The sequence below is a fragment of the Alphaproteobacteria bacterium genome, from assembly GCA_024244705.1.
GTDB lineage: Bacteria > Pseudomonadota > Alphaproteobacteria > JAAEOK01 > JAAEOK01 > JAAEOK01.
The window spans coordinates 98,975-121,176 of record JAAEOK010000032.1 but is presented as its reverse complement, the minus strand read 5'-3'; the positions used below and the strand labels follow the sequence as shown (position 1 = coordinate 121,176).

15 protein-coding genes are annotated in these 22,202 nt (G+C 58.0%); 8 read left to right on the top strand and 7 right to left on the bottom strand.

The window, feature by feature from the left end:
* Positions 1–33 precede the first annotated feature (33 nt).
* Positions 34–687, top strand: a complete 654-nt coding sequence (locus tag GY791_03195; protein MCP4327430.1) for an alpha/beta hydrolase — start codon at positions 34–36, stop codon at positions 685–687.
* A 112-nt stretch (positions 688–799) separates the two neighbouring features.
* A complete protein-coding gene (locus GY791_03190; protein MCP4327429.1) occupies positions 800–2,053 on the top strand; it encodes a tyrosine--tRNA ligase in 1,254 nt (417 codons plus the stop codon).
* Positions 2,054–2,066: 13 nt separating this feature from the next.
* Here GY791_03190 and GY791_03185 read toward each other — a convergent pair whose 3' ends face one another.
* On the bottom strand, positions 2,067–5,243 hold the full coding sequence (locus tag GY791_03185; GenBank protein ID MCP4327428.1) for a DUF3971 domain-containing protein: 3,177 nt from the start codon (positions 5,241–5,243) through the stop codon (positions 2,067–2,069).
* A gap of 75 nt (positions 5,244–5,318) precedes the next feature.
* On the opposite strand from GY791_03185, the gene GY791_03180 reads away from it, so the two are divergent.
* From GY791_03180 to GY791_03170, 3 genes are read left to right on the top strand one after another with little or no spacing between them, the layout of a single operon-like run.
* Positions 5,319–8,306, top strand: coding sequence for a bifunctional [glutamine synthetase] adenylyltransferase/[glutamine synthetase]-adenylyl-L-tyrosine phosphorylase (locus tag GY791_03180; GenBank protein MCP4327427.1), 2,988 nt, complete (start codon positions 5,319–5,321; stop codon positions 8,304–8,306).
* Entirely contained in the window at positions 8,303–8,767 is a 465-nt protein-coding gene (gene bcp / locus GY791_03175) for a thioredoxin-dependent thiol peroxidase (GenBank protein ID MCP4327426.1), read from the top strand. Before GY791_03180 ends, bcp begins: the two co-directional genes overlap by 4 nt.
* The gene (locus GY791_03170) at positions 8,704–9,570 is read left to right on the top strand and encodes a ferritin-like domain-containing protein (GenBank protein MCP4327425.1); all 867 of its coding nucleotides are present in this window, start codon (positions 8,704–8,706) and stop codon (positions 9,568–9,570) included. The genes bcp and GY791_03170 overlap by 64 nt, the downstream gene beginning before the upstream one ends.
* Here the strand turns inward: GY791_03170 and prfB are convergent.
* The 3 genes from prfB to GY791_03155 form a co-directional block, all read right to left on the bottom strand.
* A protein-coding gene (gene prfB, locus GY791_03165) for a peptide chain release factor 2 (GenBank protein MCP4327424.1) occupies positions 9,540–10,674 on the bottom strand; the annotation gives its coding sequence in 2 pieces (ribosomal slippage) (positions 9,540–10,604 and positions 10,606–10,674; 1,134 coding nt in all). The genes GY791_03170 and prfB overlap by 31 nt on opposite strands.
* Before the next feature lie 30 nt (positions 10,675–10,704).
* The gene (locus tag GY791_03160; protein MCP4327423.1) at positions 10,705–13,158 is read right to left on the bottom strand and encodes a penicillin-binding protein 1A; all 2,454 of its coding nucleotides are present in this window, start codon (positions 13,156–13,158) and stop codon (positions 10,705–10,707) included.
* Between the two features lie 79 nt (positions 13,159–13,237).
* The gene (locus GY791_03155; GenBank protein ID MCP4327422.1) at positions 13,238–14,449 is read right to left on the bottom strand and encodes an N-acetylmuramoyl-L-alanine amidase; all 1,212 of its coding nucleotides are present in this window, start codon (positions 14,447–14,449) and stop codon (positions 13,238–13,240) included.
* A 478-nt stretch (positions 14,450–14,927) separates the two neighbouring features.
* Between GY791_03155 and GY791_03150 the strand changes: the two genes are divergently transcribed.
* Entirely contained in the window at positions 14,928–17,294 is a 2,367-nt protein-coding gene (locus GY791_03150; GenBank protein ID MCP4327421.1) for an Rne/Rng family ribonuclease, read from the top strand.
* 38 nt (positions 17,295–17,332) lie between these two features.
* Here the strand turns inward: GY791_03150 and GY791_03145 are convergent, their stop codons facing one another.
* Entirely contained in the window at positions 17,333–18,484 is a 1,152-nt protein-coding gene (locus GY791_03145; GenBank protein ID MCP4327420.1) for an aminotransferase class I/II-fold pyridoxal phosphate-dependent enzyme, read from the bottom strand.
* A gap of 107 nt (positions 18,485–18,591) precedes the next feature.
* On the opposite strand from GY791_03145, the gene GY791_03140 reads away from it, so the two are divergent.
* Both GY791_03140 and GY791_03135 read left to right on the top strand, forming a co-directional pair.
* The gene (locus GY791_03140; GenBank protein ID MCP4327419.1) at positions 18,592–19,941 is read left to right on the top strand and encodes a M48 family metalloprotease; all 1,350 of its coding nucleotides are present in this window, start codon (positions 18,592–18,594) and stop codon (positions 19,939–19,941) included.
* Between the two features lie 20 nt (positions 19,942–19,961).
* On the top strand, positions 19,962–20,696 hold the full coding sequence (locus GY791_03135) for a DsbA family protein (protein MCP4327418.1): 735 nt from the start codon (positions 19,962–19,964) through the stop codon (positions 20,694–20,696).
* Here the strand turns inward: GY791_03135 and maiA are convergent.
* Both maiA and GY791_03125 read right to left on the bottom strand, forming a co-directional pair.
* A complete protein-coding gene (gene maiA / locus GY791_03130) occupies positions 20,693–21,340 on the bottom strand; it encodes a maleylacetoacetate isomerase (GenBank protein MCP4327417.1) in 648 nt (215 codons plus the stop codon). The two genes, GY791_03135 and maiA, sit on opposite strands and share 4 nt — an antisense overlap.
* Complete coding sequence (locus tag GY791_03125; protein ID MCP4327416.1) at positions 21,337–22,179, bottom strand: phytanoyl-CoA dioxygenase; 843 nt, start codon at positions 22,177–22,179, stop codon at positions 21,337–21,339. Before GY791_03125 ends, maiA begins: the two co-directional genes overlap by 4 nt.
* Between the last annotated feature and the right edge of the window lie 23 nt (positions 22,180–22,202).

The window sequence follows — 22,202 nt, the reverse complement described above, 5'->3', positions numbered from 1 at the left end:
GGCACACGCCTGTATCAGGGCAACGAGGAACCTATGCCGGAAGTGATCATCAACGGCCCGGAAGGGCGGATCGAAGGCCGCTATCACCATGCCCGTCAGCCGGGCGCGCCTGTCGCCTTGCTGCTCCATCCCCACCCCGAGCACGGGGGAACGATGAACAACAAGGTGGTTTATCACCTGCATCACGTGTTCGTGCGCCGCGGCTTTTCGGTCTTGCGCTTTAATTTTCGCGGGGTCGGCCGTTCGCAGGGCGTTTTCGACCGTGGTGAGGGCGAACTTAGCGACGCCGCCTCCGCACTCGATTGGTTACAAAGCCAAAATGCCAACGCGGCCGGATGTTGGATTACCGGATTCTCATTCGGTGCATGGATCGGCATGCAGCTGCTCATGCGCCGTCCCGAGATCGAGGGGTTCATTTCGGTCGCGCCGCCCGCTCACACCTATGATTTCACCTTTCTCGCCCCGTGTCCGTCGTCGGGGCTTATTGTGCAAGGCGATCAGGACGAATTGGTGCCCCAGGAATCGGTGCAGAAACTGGTCGACAAGCTTTCGCTTCAAAAGGGAATCACGATCGACTACCAAACCATCAAGGGAGCGAACCACTTCTTTCACAACGACGGTATGCCTAAACTGATCAGAAGTGTCGAAAAATACCTTGACGCCAATCTCAAGTCGGCGGCCGCCTGAGGTCTCGGCGACGGGCCGGTTGGCGGTGTTTGTGACGATTGAATCCGCTCACGCGATATGGCCAATGCGAATCCGCCTTGGGGCACCGATCTGATAGGTGGGGCCCTTTGATATGACCAAACTCCGCTCCGAGTTCATGCAGGCCGTCAAAGAGCGTGGGTTCATCCACCAGTGCACGGATGAAGCGGAACTCGACTCACTGGCATACCAGGGCCCTCTGCCCGCCTATATCGGCTTCGACTGCACGGCCGACAGTCTTCATGTCGGCTCCCTGGTGCCGATCATGCTTCTCCGACTGCTGCAACGCTCGGGGCACAAGCCCATCGTCCTTATGGGCGGCGGCACGACTAAGATCGGCGACCCGTCGGGAAAGGATGAAAGCCGAAAGCTTCTCAGCGAAACCGAGATCGCGCGAAACATGACCGGCATCAAGCGGATATTCGAGCGCTTCTTGGAGTTTGGCGACGGCCCGACCGATGCCATCATGGTCAACAATGCGGAATGGCTCGATCGACTAGGATATGTTTCGTTCCTGCGCGAAATTGGCGGCTATTTCACAATCAACCGGATGTTGACTTTCGATAGCGTCAGGCTCCGGCTTGACCGAGAGCAGCCCCTCACCTTCCTCGAGTTTAACTACATGGTCCTCCAGGCTTACGATTTCCTTGAGCTTTCACGCCGCTACGATTGCGTTTTGCAAATGGGCGGTTCGGACCAATGGGGAAATATCATCAGCGGTGTCGAACTTGGACGACGGATCGACCAGCGGTCTTTGTTCGGCCTTACGTCACCACTGATTACCACGGCGTCCGGCGCAAAAATGGGCAAGACGGCGCAGGGTGCGGTTTGGCTCAATGCCGATCGTTTGAGCACATATGACTACTGGCAGTATTGGCGCAATACCGAGGACGCGGATGTCGGTCGTTTCCTTCGCCTCTTCACCGACCTCACGATCGATGAGATCGGTCGCCTCGAACATTTGGGCGGGAACGAAATAAACGAGGCAAAAAAGATTCTCGCAACGGAAGCAACGCGCTTGGCGCATGGCGACGCTGTGGCCCTCGAAGCGGCGGAGACCGCACGCCTGACATTCGAAGAAGGGACGTCAGGCGACGCATTGCCAAAAATCGACGTACCTGGCGCGGAACTGGAGACGGGGATTCCTGCATTCGCTCTGTTCTGCAAAGCCGGCCTGGCCAGCAGCAACGGCGAGGCGCGCCGCCTGATCGCCGGCGGGGGCGGGCGGCTGAACGATCAGAAGATTTCCGATTCAAACCGGATGGTAACGACGTCCGATCTCGGGCCCGATGGGGTATTGAAGCTCTCGGCGGGCCGCAAGCGTCATGCCCTCGTCGGCACGACCTGACCACTCAAGAGATCTATTTGTTGCGAGGTTCGTTCGCCCCGTCATAAGGATAGAGCGGTTTCTCATCCGAGTCCGAGGGGCCCGCGCCAGTCAAAATATCGCGCATGACCCCCGGCAAGAGGGCGGAAAGCGGGTTAACCGAAACCTCGGGAGTTTCCTGCGGCCCCGAGACCGAATAGGAAACGGCGAAAATGCCGCTGCCCTTTTCGCCAACCAGAATATTTCCGATGAGAGGGATATTGCCGAGCAGGCTGTTGAAGAAATAGGCCGGAACAATTGTCCCTTGGAACGCTATCCGATCCTTTTCGTCGTCGTAGGTTCCGTTCATCGTTAGGCCCAATGCAGAACCATGCGCGCGCCCGTTCGAAATTGTGTAGAGGTCGCCGACGGCATCGATGTCGCCCTCGAGGACATCGAAGTAGATTCCGCGTCCATTGAGAACATCGACAATACCGGTGAACGACGCCACCGTGAGAATCTGCGCCAGAATCGGCGCATCGACGGCATAAAAATCGATAATTTTGAGTTTGGCGGACAGAACTTGCTCGTCCTTGCTGTCATTGAACTGTCCGCTCAGGCTTAGTTTACCGCCTTCCAACGTATCGACAATTCCGAGTACCCGAAACAAATCGCCCGCATCCTCGGTCGAGGCCGACAGGAAGCGGATATTTCCGGTTGGTTCGATCGACATGCCAAAAATCTCGCCCCGTTTGGGCAATTTCATTTCGACATTCGCCGATTGAATAAACGTGCCGCGCCGTTGGACCGATAGCCGAAAATCGTCGACGAAGCGCTGTTCCTCAAAATTGAAATATAGCCTGCCAACCTCGGCCTGAATGTCGAGGTTGCCTTTCGTCTCTTCTTTGACGTCTGCGTCGGTTTCGTCGGTCTTATTGAACCACTCATCCATGATGTGCGTGAGGTCGAGGCTTTTGCCCGTGACCTTGAAACCGCTAAGGTTTCCGGATTCGAAATTGATCGTGCCGGCAATCTGAGTCTCCCCGGTCGATAACTCATCGATTGTCACCGACTGCACGCCATCCGAAGAAGGCGTAAATGTTGCGCCGCCGCGGGCAATCATGCCCCCTGACGTGAATTCGAAACGCTCGATTTCGACTGGTTTGGAATCCTCGAGTTTGAGCGTAAACTCCGCGTGTCCGGGCTCGCCCTCCCCTTTGGTCCAAGCGAGGACTGGAAAGGCCATACTCGAATCTGAGAAGTCACAGACAGCCGCCAAAGTCGCTCCACCTCCATGATAGGAAGTGTAGTGCAAATCGACCTTTGCCGACCCAGCCAGAAATGGCGACAATTCCGACGCGACCTCTTGCAGGGTTGCATCGTCGACAAAACCGGAGATCCTTACCTCGCTGACGGTTTCCGTGTCGGTAAAGTTTTCTGTCCAGTTGACATCGATCGGTTTTCCCGCGGCGGTCACGGTGCCGTCCGCGATCATCCGTTTCTCATCGACGTCGAGGGATAGATTGCCGTCCTCGACATCCACAGTATCGACCACGTCCGCCCACTTTAGCGCCGAGATCTTCGCCGCCGCTTTGGGATTCAATTCATCGACGCTAATCGCGTTCAGCAACGGAAAGGCGAGTCGCAAATGAATATTCGAATCGCCGCCAATTGTGGCCGGGTCGATGTCCATTTTTGATGCATAGCGAAGCGGCGGATTGTCGATCAGGGCTAGCGCCTGTGCGACCGGGCCGGCAACCGTCAGATCTATGGCCGCGTGTTCAGGCGGATTATCGAATCTGGTTATTCCGACCCGGCCACCCGCGACCACGAGATCGTCAATACCGCCGCTGTCGATAAAGATGTCGAAACGCTGGTCGTTGAACCGTGTCGTTCCTTCGACGTTTCGCACCGGCGGCATAGGGCGGAGATACTCAACCGTTACGCCGCTATATTTCATCGTGCCGTCGAGCCCGTCCACCCTGAAATTATCGAGGTCCGGGTCCAACGCTGTCAGCTTTCCCGTCGCCCGGACCTCATGAACGACGCCATCGCTCAAATTCTCCGTGATCCAGTCTCGGGCGCCCTCGCCGACGCCGAGCGGCCAAATGCGACCAAAATCATCGACCGGGAGATCGCTTAACGCGATGTCTGCATCGATAATGGGCGCCGACCGAAGGCCGTTGACCTCGCCGGCGATGACCAGCGCGGGTCCGCCGAGATCCACCAGAAGGTTATCGATTGCCACGCTGTCGAGGTTCTCGCCTAGGCGACCGCTCAATTGCACCGCCTCGACGCCCAATCCGTCGGGGTATAGATCCGGGCTGATGAAGCGACCGGGTCCGGACGACAAGTTGACCTCGATATCCACCACCTCCCCGGTTATGTCGACCGCGAACGACAAATCGCCGTCGAACGCGAAATCAAACGCCGTCAAATAGTCCAAGGCGTCTATTCGGTCGGCGAAGCTGGGCGGAACAAGATTGGCGAATCCTACGCCGAGGACCAGTGTCGCCAATTCGCGATTGTAGATACCGGATGCGTGAACCGTGGTGATTTCGCCGAGGAAATTGAGATTGAAATCGGCGTCTAGGCGAAGTCCAATCTTGTCGCGCTGTAGATCGATCGTGGCGTCGGGAACATCCCACACCATAGCGAATCGTTCGTCGACAACATTGACATCACCATTGATGATTCTCAGGTCGGTCAAATAGCCGCTCGGCTGATCGCGGTTGGGCTTTGCAGCTAGGCCAAGAATAAAATTCTTAACGGCCTCACTAGCCCCTTCATTTATCGGTTCGTTTTCACGTTCCGCCCCGCCAAGACCGAAGGAGATTTGTCCGTCCGCGCTGCGCCGCAAGCGAAGCTTCGGATCGATCAGAAACAGGCTTGTCGGGGCGAGATCACCGTACAGCAGGGCGCTTGCGCTCAACCCGATTTCGATCAACGGGATACTTGTAATCAATGTGCCGTCTTGCCGGAATAACTTGACGTTGTCGGCTTGGAGCGTCAGGGCCCTCGACCACCCGCCCCAAATCACTTCGAGGTCACCGAGTTTTAGGAAATATGAGTTGTCGGGCGATGCGAGGTCTTCCTCCAGATATGGAGCAAGAAAATCGATGGAGATCGGGCCGGTGGACAATCGCCATGCGGCCAAGCCCGCCAGAACCGCGACGCCGGCAAGGATGATTCCCAATACTTCCAGGGCGATTTTTGTCGTACGACGAATCACAATCGAGCAGTCCCCGCGTGCTCTTGACCGGTTCACTAGCATCGGCGAGTGTGCCGCAAAAGGAAGCCGGCTGGAATGGACATTTCGAATCTGCTGCCTGACCCCGCCATTCTACCCCTCCCGGCCGATCCGGAACGGGCCGCGCTGGGACGGGAGCGTTGGCGGGAAGCCGCGACAGGGTGCTCAGACGCCCAAATCGGCGGTTTGGCGATGGATTTTGACGGCGATCCGCTGGGCGGCAAAATTCTCGACGCCATATTCGGCAACAGTCCGTTTCTGGGCCGTTGCGCGGTTCAAGAACTACCGTTTTTGGTACGCTTTACCGAAGCCGACCCGCGCCTGGCCTTTGCAGCACTTGCCGACGATCTTCGCAAGCGTGGCTCTACGGTACAGAGTTCCTCCGAAATCGATCGCTTGCTACGAACCGCGAGGCGGCGAATGGCATTGCTCACCGGTATCTGCGATATCACCGGGCGATGGACGTTGGAACAAGTCGTTTCACATCTCTCCGCCTTCGCGGACGCTGCGGTCGGCGAGGCCGTCGCGTTCCACCTTAGAGAGACCGCAAAGGCAGGCGGCCTTAGGCTGGCCGACCCGAATGATCCGCAAACCGGTTCCGGCTTTATCGTCCTGGCAGTGGGAAAACTCGGTGCACAGGAGCTCAACTATTCGAGCGACATCGACCTGATCGTCCTGTTCGACGACGAAATCGTGGCGACGGACGAGCCCATCTCCCTTCAGAAAACCATGGTTCGTTTGACCCGAAACTTGATGCGGACCCTCGACGAACAAACAAAGGATGGATATGTCTTTCGAACCGACCTGAGACTGAGGCCGGATCCGGCTTCGACCCCATTGGCGGTTTCGGTCCGAGCCGCGGAAACCTATTACGAAAGTACCGGACAAAACTGGGAACGAGCAGCGATGATAAAGGCCCGTCCGATCGCCGGCGATTTCCGGGCGGGCAGTGCCTTTATCGATTATCTGACCCCATTCGTGTGGCGCAAGAACCTGGATTTCGCCGCCATCGAGGACATTCATTCCATCAAGCGCCAGATTCACGCTCACCGAGGAGGCGCCGACGTCGCGCTTCACGGCCACAATATCAAGCTCGGAAGAGGAGGTATCCGGGAGATCGAGTTTTTTGCGCAAACACAGCAATTGGTTTGGGGTGGTCGCAATCCCGATGTTCGGCTGCCCGCGACCTGCGACGCGCTGCGCGCTTTGGCCAGGGCCGGTCATATCAACGAGTCGGCAGCCGATATCTTGATCGACAGTTACCGTTTCTTGCGCCGAGTAGAACACCGCCTTCAAATGATCGACGATCGCCAGACCCAGACCTTGCCATCCGATGATGCCGGTTTGACCGCATTGGCGGTCTTCCTCGGCTATCCCGACGGCGAGGCGCTTGAGACGGCACTGCTCCAAAACATGCGTGCCGTCGAGGAGCAATATGCGCAGCTGTTCGAAGAGGCACCATCGCTAAGTGGGCCGGGCAATCTCGTTTTTACCGGCTCCGAAGACGATCCCGGCACACTCGCGACCCTTACCGAAATGGGCTATGCCGATCCGCGCTCGGTCGCAGCGGTCATTCGTGGCTGGCACCACGGCCGTTATCGGGCGACCCGCAACAACCGGACACGCCAGATTTTGACCGCCTTGATGCCGGCTCTGTTGTCGGCATTCTCAAAAACGGCAAATCCACTCGCGGCGTTGATGAAATTCGACGAGTTTCTCGCCCGCCTCCCCGCCGGCATACAGGTCTTCTCGTTGTTTCACTCCAATCCCGGTTTGATCGATTTGCTTGCCGAGATAATGGGCAGCGCCCCCCGGCTCGCCGATCATCTGAGCCGCAACGCCGGGCTCCTTGACGCTGTCTTGTCGGCGGATTTTTTCGACCCCCCACCGCCACGCGACGGACTTTCCGATCAACTTCACGCGGTGCTGTGGCGGGCCCGCGATTTTGAGGATGTCCTCGACCTTACACGCCGCTGGACCAAAGACTATGTCTTCCGTCTCGGCGTTCAAATGCTGCGCAATCGGTGCGATGCGGAGGTCGTTGGATACACACTCGCCGATATCGCCGATCTAAATATTGAAGCGCTCCAGGGTTATGTCGAAAAGGAATTTGCCCTCCAGCATGGCTCATTCGGGCAAGGCGGTATGGCGGTGATCGCGCTCGGCCGCCTCGGCGGTAGAGAAATGACTGTTACATCGGACCTCGACCTCATCTTCGTTTACGACGTGGGGAGCGAGGCGGAATCGATCGGTGGACCGAAGCCGCTCGCGCCAAGCCACTATTACGCGCGCTTGAGTCAAAGATTTCTCAGTTGCCTAACCGCGCCGACAGCGGAAGGAACGCTTTACGAAGTCGATATGCGGTTGCGGCCATCAGGCAACCAGGGGCCGATCGCATCCAGCCTCGACGCCTTTCGAACCTATCAGAGTGACACGGCTTGGACTTGGGAGCATATGGCATTGACGCGCGCGCGGGTGGTATCGGGGCCGCCAGCGCTTCGCGCCGCGATAGAGAAAATAATTGGAGCCACGCTGACGCGACCGCGACCGCCCGATGCGTTGCTCCATGACGTAGCCGAGATGCGGGTACGGATCGAAGGGGAACATCCGGCAGATTCGGTCTGGGATAGCAAGCATGTTCGCGGTGGTCTCGTCGATATCGAGTTCGTTGCTCAATATATGCAATTGCGCCACGCCGCCAACCAACCAGAGATATTGGCTACGAACACGATCGCAGCCTTGCAAAAAATAGGTGACGCCGGGCTAATCGACGCCGGCGACGCCGATACGCTCCGCGAAGCGTCCCATCTGTGGCACCAGATGCAGGGGTTGTTGCGGCTGACCCTTGATCTCGGTTTTGATCCGGAGGTGGCACCCCAGGGTCTCAAGGATACCCTGGCCAAGGCGGCGAACGCCGTTGACTTCGCGGACCTGGAGGTCAAATTGCAGAACACGGCGACACGCGTTCGGGCTATTTTTGACGATATTATTCAACGCCCGGCGGCCATGCTCGAAACCAAACCCACGGAGGAAGAACACCAATGACCGCCAAAGTCGGCAACCGTGCTCCCGATTTCACCCTCCCCGCGGACGGAAACGGTAAGATTAGTCTTTCGAAGCTCAGGGGACGAAATATCATTCTCTATTTCTACCCCAAGGACGATACTTCGGGATGTACCAAGGAGGCCTGTGCCTTTGCCGAGGCACTGCCCGACTTCTCCAAGATCAACGCAGAAATAGTCGGCGTCTCGAAAGACAGCGTCGCACGCCACGACAAGTTCAAGCAAAAGTACGATTTGCCCTTCACACTGGCCTCCGATGAAAGCGGGGCCGTATGTGAAGCATTTGGTGTCTGGGTCGAAAAGAGCATGTACGGACGGAAATACATGGGAATCGAACGCTCCACGTTTCTCATCGACGGCAAAGGCGTCATTCAGCGGGAATGGCGCAAAGTCAAGGTAACCGGCCATGTGGAGGAGGTACTGAAGGCGGCCCAGACGCTTTGAGCGAACCCCTATCCAAAGCCGCCCTTCGCATTCTTGAAACCGCTATAGCTTCACAAAAGGCGTGGTTGAGCCGCCGCACCGCCAAAGTTTGGCGGGCCGGAGGCCTCGATATGACCGGCGCCGCTTCTCCGAGTGAGCGACCCGCCCGTCCGGGACGGCCCGAACTACGCGCCCCCAGGGATATGCCGAGGCGACGAACCGGAAGCACCGTCGAGGGTCGAACGGCCCTGCTTCATGCGCTGGCCCATATCGAACTCAACGCTATCGATCTGGCCTGGGATCTGATCGCCCGGTTTGGTGACGAGGGCTTGCCGCGAGAATTCTTTGACGATTGGGTCGCCGTGGCCGACGACGAGGCCCGTCATTTTCAGCTTTTATGCCAACGTTTGGCCGATTTCGGCTGTGACTACGGCGACCTTCCCGCGCACGATGGTCTATGGCAGGCGGCCCAAGATACCGCCCATGACCTTCTGGCCCGCCTTTCTGTGGTGCCGATGGTGCTCGAGGCACGCGGGCTGGATGTCACACCGGCAATGATTTCGCGCATGAAAAAGTTCGGCGATGACAAGACGGCAGCGATACTCGAAACCATCTACGGCGACGAAATCCGTCATGTCGCCGTTGGCCGGAAATGGTTTGTCCGTCTCTGCGAAAAACGCATGCTGGATCCAATTCCGACCTGGCAAAGATTGGTTCGCAGTCACTTTCAGGGACAGATAAAGCCACCGTTCAATCGCGAGGCGCGGGACCTCGCAGGGTTGCCACCTACGTTCTACGAGCCGGTTGCCGCGGCGCCCGACTGAGCGCCTGCACCGACCCGCTGCGCCAAAGCCGCCTCGAGAAAAGCATCGAGTTCCCCGTTTAGCACCGCCTGGGTGTTGCCCGTTTCCACGTCTGTCCGCAAATCCTTAACCATTTGATAGGGGTGCAGGACATAGGAGCGTATCTGGTGGCCCCAGCCGATATCAGTTTTGGCTGAATGCTCCGCTTGGGCTGCTTCCTCTCGCTGTTTCAGTTCCATCTCGTAAAGCCGCGCCCTAAGCATCTTCATTGCTTCGGCGCGGTTGCGATGCTGTGATCGATCGTTTTGACACTGGACGACGATCCCGGTCGGCAGATGCGTAATTCGTACCGCACTGTCGGTCCGATTCACGTGCTGGCCACCGGCGCCGGAAGCTCGGTAGGTGTCGATGCGCAAATCCTTGTCTTGAACCTCGACTTCAATGTCGTCATCGATCGCCGGATAGACCCCAACCGATGCAAAACTCGTATGCCGACGCGACTGCGAGTCGAACGGTGAAATCCGGACCAGACGATGGACGCCGGTCTCCGTTTTCAGCCAACCATACGCATTGTGGCCGCCAATTTGCAGAGTTGCCGACTTGATCCCCGCCTCCTCGCCTGGGCTTTCGTCAACAGCCTCGACTTTGAAACCCCGCGTCTCGGCCCATCGCAGATACATGCGAAGCAACATTTCTGCCCAATCCTGAGATTCTGTGCCGCCGGCACCGGCATGAACCTCGAGATAGCAATCATTGGCATCCGCCTCGCCTGACAGAAGGCTTTCGAGCTCGTGCTTTGAGGCCCTTTGATGGAGCTTGCGCAGGGCAGTTTCGGCCTCGGCGATGATAGAGTCGTCCTCCTCAGCCTCGGCCAGCTCGATGAGCTCGCAATTGTCCGTGAACTCCCGTTCAAGATCAGAGAAAACACCCAGATCTTTCTCCACGCGAGTCCGCTCGCGCATGACGCGCTGCGCGGCTTCCGTATCGTTCCACAGGTCGGGATCTTCGGCGAGGCGGTTCAGTTCTTCGAGGCGCGTTTTCGACCCCTCGGGGTCAAAGATGCCTCCTTAGCAGTTCCAACGACTGCTTGATCTCATCGATAAGGCTCTGGAGTTCCGCGCGCATGGCGATCGCGGCATAACCCATGCCGGGGAATTAGTAAAGACCGCCTGTACCGGCTTGCCCCGAGGGCGCGGCGAGTGGGACCGGTCGGGCGGAGGATACGCCGGTCGCTGGATCGGAGGTTTGCAGGATGGCGGCCGGGGATCCGGGAACCGGTTCCGTACCCGGCTTGAAAGCCTCAAGAATCGAATCCGACGAGCCCGCGCGCACTACCTCACCGGTTGAGCGGCTGACATTCACGAGTCGAATACCGGGAGGAATGCGGAACGGGATTCCTGGCTGGTCGGCCAGTGCCGCCTTCATGAATTCTGTAAAGATCGGCGCCGAGACGCTCGAGCCGGTTTCCTTCGCGCCGAGGGATTTTGGTTCATCGAATCCGACGAAAACGCCGGCAACAAGGTCTGGCGAAAAACCGATAAACCAGGTGTCGAGACTGTCGTTCGTCGTCCCCGTTTTTCCGCCAATCGGTTTTCCTACCGCCCTTGCGCGGACGCCGGTGCCACGCTGGACGACCCCTTCCAGCATCGACACGACCTGATACGCGGTGGCAGGATCGGCGACCTGCTCGCGATCATCCATGATCGCCGGCACCGGCTGGTCGCTCCAGACCACATCACGGCACCCTTCGCAGGGCCTTTGATCGTACTTGTGTATGGTGGCGCCGCTGTTGTCCTGGATACGGTCGATAAGCGTCGGTTGAATGCGTTTGCCGCCGTTGACCAGCATCGCATAGGCGGTCGTCAGTTTCATCAATGTGGTCTCGCCGGACCCGAGCGCCATGGCGAGCACCGGCTCCATGTCGTTCTTGATGCCAAAAGTCGACGCGGTCTGGCTAATCTTGTCCATACCCACATACTGAGCGAGCCGCACGGTCATTAAATTCCGAGACTTTTCGATGCCAAGACGCAGCGGGCTGGGACCGTAGAAGCGATCGGTGTAGTTGGCCGGCTTCCATTTTCCCAATTCTTCGCCCTGGTCGATAACGATCGGCGCGTCGAGGATAATGTGCGCCGGCGTGAACCCGTTATCGAGGGCGGTAAAGTAGACAAACGGCTTGAACGCGGAACCGGGTTGGCGTTGCGCCTGGGTCGCTCTATTGAATTCGCTTTCCTCGAAGCTGACGCCGCCAGACATCGCGAGCACGCGCCCCGTATGCGGATCAATGGCGACAATTGCCCCATTGACATTGGGCACCTGCCTGAGCGCAAAAGTACCTTCCGGGTAGGCGTTCCCGTCAGAGTCTTCGGCCACGGGCTCGACCGCTACCACGTCACCTGGGTTCAACACGTCGCTGACGCGTTTTACCGCGGCGCCGACTTTCTGGTCGTCCAAGGCCGCTCTCGCCCATTTGACCTCGGCCAAAGGGATACCCGACTCGCTGCCATCGGCAAAGCCGATACGAGCTGATTCGGCGCTCGCTTCCAGTACGACCGCAAGCTGCCAAGGGTCGACCCCCGGCGCGACCTCGATCGCCGCGAGGGTTTCCGACCAGTGTTCGTCGATCTCGATCTGCGTCTCCGGCCCGCGCCACCCGTGTCGTCGATCATAGGTGACCAATCCGTTTCGTAGTGCGGATTCGGCTATTTTCTGTAGGCGTGGGCTAAGAGTGGTGTGCACGGAAAGACCCCCTCCATAGAGAACGTCTTCACCATAGCGGTCGTATAAATCCCGCCTTACTTCCTCGGCAAAATAGTTTGCTTTGACGAAAACCGAATCCTCACGCGAGGTGACTTCGAGCGAGTCCTGGGCCGCCGCCGACGCCTCTTCCTCGGTAACGAAGCCTTCGTCGAGCATGCGATCTATGACCCAGTTGCGGCGTTCGATCGCCTGTTCGAGTTTTCGTATCGGATGATAATTGCTCGGCGCCTTGGGCAAGGCCGCGAGATAGGCGGCCTCGGCGATAGTCAGCTCGTCGAGCGATTTGTTAAAGTAATTGAGCGCCGCGGCCGCCACACCATATGAGCCGGAGCCAAGATAGATAGCGTTGAGGTAAAGCTCCAGAATTCGATCCTTGGCATAGGTCTGCTCAATACGAAAGGCGAGGATCGCCTCCCGAATCTTGCGATCGATCGAGACCTCATTGGATAACAGGAAGTTCTTGGCGACCTGCTGGGTGATCGTCGACGCCCCGACCAAACGCCGTCCTTTCATGTAATTTTGTACATTTTGGAAAACCGCACGAACGATGCCGAGCGCGTCGATGCCCGAGTGCTGGTAGAAATTTTTGTCCTCGGCCGCGAGGAATGCATTGATGACCCTTTGCGGAATGGCATTAATCGGAACGTAGACTCGCTTTTCCGTGGCAAATTCCGCAAGGATTTGGCCATTGCCGGCGTGCACCCGCGTCATCGTCGGGGGGTCATAGCTCGCCAATTGATTATGTTCAGGGAGGCCGTCGCCGAAATAGGAATACGCGATGACAAGTCCGATAGCGGCGACCGCCACGGCGAAGAAACAAAAACTCATGAACCAGATTAAAAATCGCATGGCCGCTTATCTGCGCTCCCGGTCAGACCAAACCTGTCGGCTAATCTAGCGGAATTTTTGCGGAACAAATATGGCGTAGTTATGAACGCGCGAGGCGGAGTTTCTCGGCAAAATAACCCTCTACCGCGGCAACTATGGCCTCGGCGATTTTGTCGCGATGGGATTCGGTCCGCAGCAATTTCTCGTCGCCTCGATTTGACAGGTAGCCCAATTCGACCAATACCGACGGTATATCGGGAGCCTTGAGCACGGCAAATCCCGCGAATCGGTGGGTTCGTCGCAAAAGGGCAACCCTGCGGCCGAGCTCGCCGATCAGCAAGTTGGCAAATACCGCCGATCGATTCATGGTCTCCCGTTGAGCCAGTTCGATCAGGATATTGGTCACCTCGTGGTTCTCGGAGCTCAAATCGAACCCGGCAATTATGTCGGATTTATTTTCCTTCTCGGCCAAGGCCGCCGCCTCGGCGTCGGAGGCCGTTTCCGACAACGTATAAACCGAAACACCCCGGGTATTTCGCCGTGGGTGCGAATCGGCGTGGACCGAAATAAAAAGGTCAGCGCCCGATTTCCGCGCCACGGCAACTCTATCGCGTAGCTTAAGATAGATATCGCTGTTCCGAGTCATCACGACTCGATATCGCCCCGTCGCCTTCAATCGCTTGCCGATCTGACGCGCGGTGGCGAGTACGATTTCCTTTTCGCGGGCTCCGGACTTGCCGATCGTGCCAGGATCCGCGCCGCCATGGCCAGCATCGATCACGATTACCTTGGGTACGAAACGCCGCGGCTTGATCTTCGGTACCGGTATCGATGTCGCCGAGGCCCGCTGCTGTGGATTCGGTTTCGTGGCCGCTGGATTGGCGAGGTTAGGTTCGGCAAATTTCGTCGCGTCCAAAGGCGCCAGATCGACGACCAGTCGATGCGGAAATCCGCTAAGCGGCGGCAGCAGAAACGAATCCTTTATGCGGTATGGCCCATTCAAATCCAAAATGATACGCGACGTACCGCGTCTTAATTGGCCGAATTTCACCCCCGCGATGAGGCTTCTAGCAGGCGCTGGTTGCGCGGCGAGGTGCCAGTCCACCTCGGTCAGGTCGATAACGACCCGGTAGGGACTGGACAGGCGAAAAATATCAAATTCAACGGAGGTGGAAATATCAAGGACGAAACGGGTCTCCAAACCGTGCTGCCCGATTCGAAGGGCCATCGCGGATGGCGGTTCCGCTGCCGCGGCGGGTCGTAACATTGTCATCACGACCACTGCAATTAGAGCCAGCGCAAAAGCTTTCATGTCGCCCCAAGTCGTGCTCGTCGCGCATTCCAAGCTTGTCTTATATGCTGTTTTAGCCAAGAATATCAATACGTAATATCGAAAACTTAATGAACCGCTTCATAAATTTGCCCGTTTGCGGTTTACAAATCAACGATGGGTCTTGTATATCGACTGGAGTATTGTACATACATGAGAGTCACAGTCGGCCGATCCAGTGGGCATTGGGGAGGCGGCGCCGCGGCAGACGGACAATTACCACCAGCCCATGAGGTTGGTTAGATCCTGTCGCTGATGGCGCTAGGGACAGCGTGACAATGAGATTGAATCACGAAGCGGGCTGGCTGGTACGGCCTCGTTGACAACTGGTCTTCGCCCCCATTGAACCGTCGTTACATGCTTGAAGGCGGTGGAGGCATCTTCCATTCCGCTTCGTCCAAGATTAAGGCGAAAGGCTGTCGTTCGCCCAAACGACACCGAGCGCCGCGAGGACAACTTTATGGCGAAGAGAATGTTGGTTGACGCCTCGCACCCGGAGGAGACCCGGGTCGCGATCGTTAGCGGAAATCGACTTGAAGAACTCGACTTTGAAACCACCAACAAAGCACAGCTAAAAGGCAATATCTATCTCGCCAAGGTCACCCGTGTAGAACCGTCATTGCAAGCTGCTTTCGTAGATTACGGCGGCAATCGACACGGCTTTCTGGCCTTCAGCGAAATCCATCCTGACTATTACAAACTGCCGATTGCGGACCGCGAACGATTGTTGGCCGAGGAAGCCGCCATCGATCACAGTGACCATGCGGAGGACGACTCTGTCGCGCGGCCCGAGCAGGATTCCGAAGGCAGCGATGACCCGGGTAGCGGCGTTTCGGTCGAGCTCGTCGGTGGCGATGAAATCGACGACATGGGCGGACGCCGACGACGTCGCATCGACCGCTACAAGATCCAAGAGGTCATCAAACGAAGGCAAATTCTCCTGGTTCAAGTGGTCAAGGAGGAGCGCGGCAACAAAGGGGCCGCACTCACCACCTACATCTCCCTGGCCGGACGGTATTGTGTTTTGATGCCCAACACCGCGCGTGGCGGCGGTGTGTCGCGGAAGATCACGAGCCCTTCCGACCGCCGGCAGCTAAAGGGGTTCGTCGAGGATCTGGAAATACCCGAAGGGATGGCCGTGATCGTTCGCACCGCGGGTGCTGAACGCAGCAAGGCCGAAATCCGGCGCGACTATGAATATTTGGCTCGCACCTGGGAGGAAATCCGTAGCACGACCTTACAGTCGACGGCACCCGCGATGATCCATGAGGAGGCAAACCTCATCAAGCGATCGATCCGCGATCTTTACAGCCGAGATATCGATGAAATTTTGGTCGAAGGTACGGAAGGGTACCGTGTGGCCAAGGATTTCATGCGGAAATTGACTCCGAGCCACGCCAAACGCGTTCAGCCTTACCGCGACGAAACCATTCCATTGTTCCACCGCTACCAGGTCGAAAGCCAAATCGACAGCATTCACAGCCCGGTTATTCAGCTCAAGTCGGGTGGTTACATTGTCATGAATCCGACAGAGGCTTTGGTTTCGATCGATGTCAATTCGGGCAAGGCAACAAAGGAACGGCATATCGAGGAGACCGCCTACAAGACCAACTTGGAGGCGGCCGAGGAAATTGCTCGGCAACTTCGGCTGCGTGATCTCGCCGGTTTGATCGTTATCGATTTTATCGACATGGAAGACTCGCGCAATCAGACCGGCGTTGAACGCCGCCTAAAGGATGCACTAAGGGTGGATCGCGCGCGGATCCAGGTTGGCCGGATCAGCCCGTTCGGGCTGCTCGAAATGTCCCGCCAGCGACTCCGTCCCAGCCTTATCGAGACCAGCACTCGGCCATGTGCGCATTGCAATGGCCTCGGCTTCGTCCGTTCGACCGAATCGATGGCTCTTCACGCCCTGCGGGCGATCGAAGAGGAAGGGATTCGGCAACGGTGCAAAGAAATTTCGATTTACGTCCCGACCAATGTCACGCTCTATATTCTCAATCAAAAACGGCAGATATTGGCCGACATCGAGCAGCGATACGGCTTTCGCGTTTTTGTTTCGGCCGATGACAGCCTCATCCCGCCGGAATTGCGGATTGAGCGTTCGCAATTGATGGGCGACGACGGTCAATCGACTGACGAGCCGGCCCCAGCGCCGGCAACCGCCGAACCCGAGCGCGACAGTGATGGCAAAGAGCGGCGGCGGCGGCGGCCTCGACGCCGTAAACGGGACGGTGCCGACGAGCAGACAGAATCCCAGGCTGACACCGAAGACGCGCCAGGGGATGTCGAGGCGTCCTCGGAAGAGGATCGCACGAGTGACGAGTCCGAGGAATCGCTGCGCCGCAAACGACGGCGGGGCCGCCGAGGCGGACGCCGTCGCGGCCGGCAAAAGGCCGATGATGCGGCCCCCTCGGAAAGCTCCGAATCGGACAAGGCCGCTGCGCCGGCGAGTGAATCGACTCCGACATCCGGATCGGATGAAGCCCCGGTCGACGCCGTAGAATCGACGACTTCCGACAATGGCAAGCCGAAGGAGAGGCGCCGACGCCGGCGCGCCGCCAAGCCAGCGACAAAACGCGTCGATAATACCGATGCTGGCTCCGATGACAAAGATCCGGCAGCGAAGCCACCGGCTGTTCCGACAAAATCCAATGACGGCGAATCGGATTCACCGACAACCGCGGGGCGCGGGAGCTTCGAACAACCATCGGGACCGTCCTGGGATATTTCAGCGCCGGCGGCTCAGCCGATTCAAGACGTGAGCGAGGAGCCCATGACGGCTGCGCCCAAACGGGGTTGGTGGCGCCGCCTCACCGATGACTAACATTCGGTCGCGCTGATCGCATTTGGTTCCGGTCCGCGTCAGGCCATCCAGTCCTGGAGGCGGCGAGCAGCTTCGGCCATATCGGCGGTCGAACGTGCAAAGGAGAACCGCACGTAGGCATGGCCACGATGGGGATCAAAATCGGTTCCGGGCGTTGCCGCTATTCCGGTTTGAGCTAGCATTTGGCGGCAAAAGGCTTCGCTATCATTGGTCAGCCGCGACACATTCGCATAGATGTAAAAAGCGCCATCCGCCGAGGCCAAGTCGTCGAATCCCGCCTTTGGCAGTTCCTCAAGCAACAAAGCCCGGTTGGCCGCATACTTTTCGACGTTGTGGCCAAGTTCCGAATGGCAATCGAATGCCGCCACTGCCGCGATTTGCGATAGCGTCGGCGGCGAAATGAACAGGTTTTGCGCCAGACATTCAACGGCACGTTGGAGGTCGGAAGGCACAACCATCCAACCAAGGCGCCATCCGGTCATCGAGAAATACTTGGAAAAACTATTTACGATGATGGCGTTGTCGCTGTATGTCCGGGCGGTCGCCTGATCGACGACACCGAACGTGATGCCGTGATAGATTTCGTCCGAGACCAGCCGAATACCCTGGTCGTCGCAATAACGGCTGATGTCACGAAGCTCCTCCGGCCGCAACATTGTCCCGGTGGGATTGGATGGGCTGGCGATAATGAGCCCGTCGAGGCCGCCTTCGATCCGACGCAGATGTTCGACATGCGGTTGGAACCGGCTATCCGGGCCGGTCGGGATATTGACAACTTCCATACCGAGCGCGTTGAGAATATTGCGATATGCGGGATACCCCGGATCCGCGAGCGCCACCCTATCACCGCGGTCGAACGCGGCGAGGAACGACAGGACGAAGCCACCAGAGGACCCGGTTGTGACAAAGACTTGCTCCTGGGGCACGTCGATACCGTAGAAATCGCGGTAGTACTGGACAATGGCCGCGCGAAGCGAAGGCACGCCGCAGGCATCGGTATAGCCGAGGCGGTCCCCGCTCAACGCCGCTTGGGCGGCGGCGATCACACCAGCCGGCGCCCCCGTGGAAGGTTGGCCGACCTCGAGGTGAATAACGTCGCCGCCGGCGGCCTCGCGCTCATTGGCCGCACGCATCACGTCCATCACGATAAAGGGCGGGATCAGCCCCCGCGCGGCGACCTTGAGTGCCATTGAATTGCCATGAACTGCGGTGAATATCCGACCGCCGGTTTACACAATGTGTTGACCGCTGTCGACAATGCGTTGACGCCCATAATCGCGATGCCTAGTGTCACGCCGTGATAAAGCGCTTTGCCATCTATCTTTCCTGCGCAGCCCTCACCCTGAACCTGGTGTGGGTACCATTGGCGCGTGCGCAGGGCCTATCGCTGATCCGTGACGCCGAGATCGAGAATATCCTGTGGGCCTACACGGCACCGATCTTGCGCGTAGCGGGGATCGATCCAAATGCTGCAACGATCAACATCGTAGCCGACGATTCGCTCAATGCATTCGTCGCCGGCGGGCCGAATATATATCTGTTCACCGGTCTTTTACGGCGCTCCGACAGTCCGGAACAAACGATGGGTGTGATCGCGCACGAGGTAGGGCATATCGCGGGATCTCACGGAACCCGTACCCGCGACCTGATGAGTGATTTGCAAATTCAAGGCTTTATCACGATGATCCTCGGATTCGCGTTGGCGGCCGCATCGGGGCAAAGTGGCGCGGCCGGAGCCGCCACGCTCGGTGGCGCCGGATTGTCGACCAACGCGCTTCTCGCCCATTCGCGCGCGCAGGAATCGGCAGCCGATTCGGCCGGGCTCACTTATATGGACGATATCGGCGTGTCGGCGACCGGACTCTACGATTTCTTGAAGGTGCTCGAGAACGAGGAATATCTCGCCGTCGGCCGTCAATCGCCGTATTACCGGACCCATCCCGTCACACGCGAACGAATCAATTTCGTCGGCGAGCACGTGAGAAACTCGCCGACTTCCAATGCGCGTCTGCCGCAAAAATTCTACCTTTGGCACGAAATCATGCGGGCCAAACTAACGGCGTTTCTCGAGTCGCCGGGACGGGTCCTTCAAGTCTATCCGGAAACCGATAATTCCCTGCCGGCCCGATATGCCCGTGCGATCGCCTATTACAGGGTGCCCAACCTCAAGGAAGCCTTGCCGCGCATAGACGAACTCATCGCCGAGCATCCGAACAATCCCTATTTTCATGAGTTGAAGGGTCAGATGCTGTTCGAAAACGGTCGCGGTGGCGAGGCCGTTGGACCTTACAAGGAAGCGGTTGCGCTGCTGCCGCATTCGCCGCTACTGCGAACGCAATTGGCCCAAGTCTTGCTCGAATCCGGCGATCCGAAGCAAAATCTGGAGGCACTTTCCAACCTCAAGGAAGCGGCACGATACGACCACAGCAATGGCCTCACCTACCATCTGCTGTCGATTGCCTACGGCCGCGAAGGGAACATCGGCATGGCCGCCTTATCCATTGCCGAGAAGGCGCTGTTGGAAGGCGACAGGGACACGGCTATCAGCCAGGCCCAACGCGCGATGCACCTGCTTGACAATGGCTCGCTGAATTGGCTGCGAGCGGAACGGGTGATGAATGATGCCGAAGACCTGGACCGGACATGACGATCATGGAGAATCGTTCGATGAGAATGCTTAGGATAATTGCGGCCACGGCCTTGTTGGGCATTTCGGCGACGCCTGCCGCTCTTGCCCAGGAGGCGCAGTCGAAGGAATCAATCGAACAGATTGTTCGCGACTATCTGTTGACCAATCCGGAAATCATCGTCGAAGCGATGGAAGTGCTTCGCGCCCGCGAAAGCCAAGCCGAGGCCGTACAAAAGCGTGCGGCGATCGAAGACAACTACGATGCGATCGCCTACTCCGACGGCGATCCGATCGCCGGCAACCCGGACGGTGACGTCGTAATTGTCGAGTTTTTCGACTATCGTTGTCCGTATTGCAAACGTGTCGTTGATTCGCTGATCGAAGCCGTCGAGGATGATGGCAACGTTCGCTTGGTGTTCAAAGAATTTCCCATTCTTGGTCCGGAGTCGGCGCTGGCGGCACGCGCCGCATTGGCCGCTCGCATGCAGGACAAATATTTCGATTTCCATGTCGCCCTGATGAAATCGGAAACCCGCCTCAGCGAGGACAACGTGTTTGAGATCGCCGAATCGGTCGGGCTCGATACGGATCAACTCAAGGAAGACATGAAGTCGAGCGATGTGGAAGCCACGATCAATTCGACCTATGGCTTGGCCAACTCACTCGGAATTGGCGGAACGCCGGCATTCGTAGTCGGCCGTGAGATTGTCCCCGGCGCAATCGGCGTCGACGACATGAAACGGTATATCGCCGCGGCGCGCAGCAAAAGTTAACGGTCCTTTGGGGCGTCGGACTGCTTCAACGGTTGCGCGGCATCAAACGCTTCGAGCGCCATGCAAGCATCGAATATTGACATGACCGTGGGATAGTCCTGCAACGGACAATCGTAGCGCTTGGCGTTGAATATCTGAGGCACGAGACAGACATCGGCCATTGTCGGGCTATCGCCATGGCAGAATCGGCCGGTCCCCGCGGTCAACGTCAAGATTCGCTCAACACCCGAAAGTCCCAGTGCAATCCAGTGATGGTACCATTGGTCCCGTTCGGTCTCATCATGACCCATTTCGCCGGTCAGGTATTTGAGCACTCGTAGATTGTTGAGCGGATGAATGTCGCAGGCTATCGCCAACGCCAGTGACCTTACCCGAGCGCGCTCATCGGGCGTAGCAGGCAAGAGCGCCGGTTCTGGATAGGCCTCCTCGAGATATTCGAGAATTGCCAGCGATTGCGTGATCACGACACCGCCATCATCGAGCGTCGGCACTTGTTGCTGTGGATTGAGGGGAAGGTATCCGGGCTCGAACTGGTCGCCGTCGCGAAGATTGACAAAGATTGGGTCGTCTTCAAGCCCTTTGAGTCGGAGGGCGATTCGAACGCGAAACGACGCCGAGGAAAAATAAAACGTGTAGAGCTTCATAAATTGGACTCCGGTCGTGCTCGCCAAATGACTGGGAAGTGCGCGCAATCCATGGCATCGCCGGGCTTCAATCCATGGCCTTCGATCTGCGGCGAAACCAATCCCGGCCGTTCGGCAAATCGGGCGTCATCGCCCATCCATCGTGTTGCGTAGGCGCGCCGGCGGCGATGCGTGGCGGCGTTGCCCGGTGCGCCATGGATGGTCAAGGCATGAAAGACGATGCAGTCGCCAGGTTCCAAATCCCAAAACAGAAAATCGTGCGTATCGCGCGCGGAATCGAAATCCGGCATCGATTCGATCCCCTCCTCCTCGTCAGCGTAGTAATCTTCGCCGTCGACAAAGTAGCGTGGCGCGAACCATCGGCCCCAATTGTGGGACCCTGAAACGAAACGCACACAGGTGTCGCGGTCCACGGGATCAAGCGGCATCCAAATGCTGCACACCTGGCGGCCGTTGACAAAGTAATAGGGCTGGTCGTGATGCCACGGCGTCTTCTCACGCGTGCCGGGCTCCTTGATCAATAGGTGATCGTGATAGAAATTGACTTTCGCCGATCGCATCACCCGGCCGGCGATTTCGGCAGCGGGAGAATCGAAGGCGAAAGCACGAAATTGGGGAACCCGCTGCCACATGACGAGATCGCCGAAGAACCTGCCCGGCGCATCATCGGCGGAGTAGTCTTTCGCCAATGGGCCAGGATTGGCGAGTTCGCATTCGACACCTTGCGCAACCAAATCGACCCACTTGGAATCAAAGACGCCGCGCAGGCAAACCGCGCCTCGCGTTTCAAATTCCGAGATCAATTCTTCACTGACGACCGATGAAATCGATACCGACATCGCTGGCTCCCAACGCCAAGGCA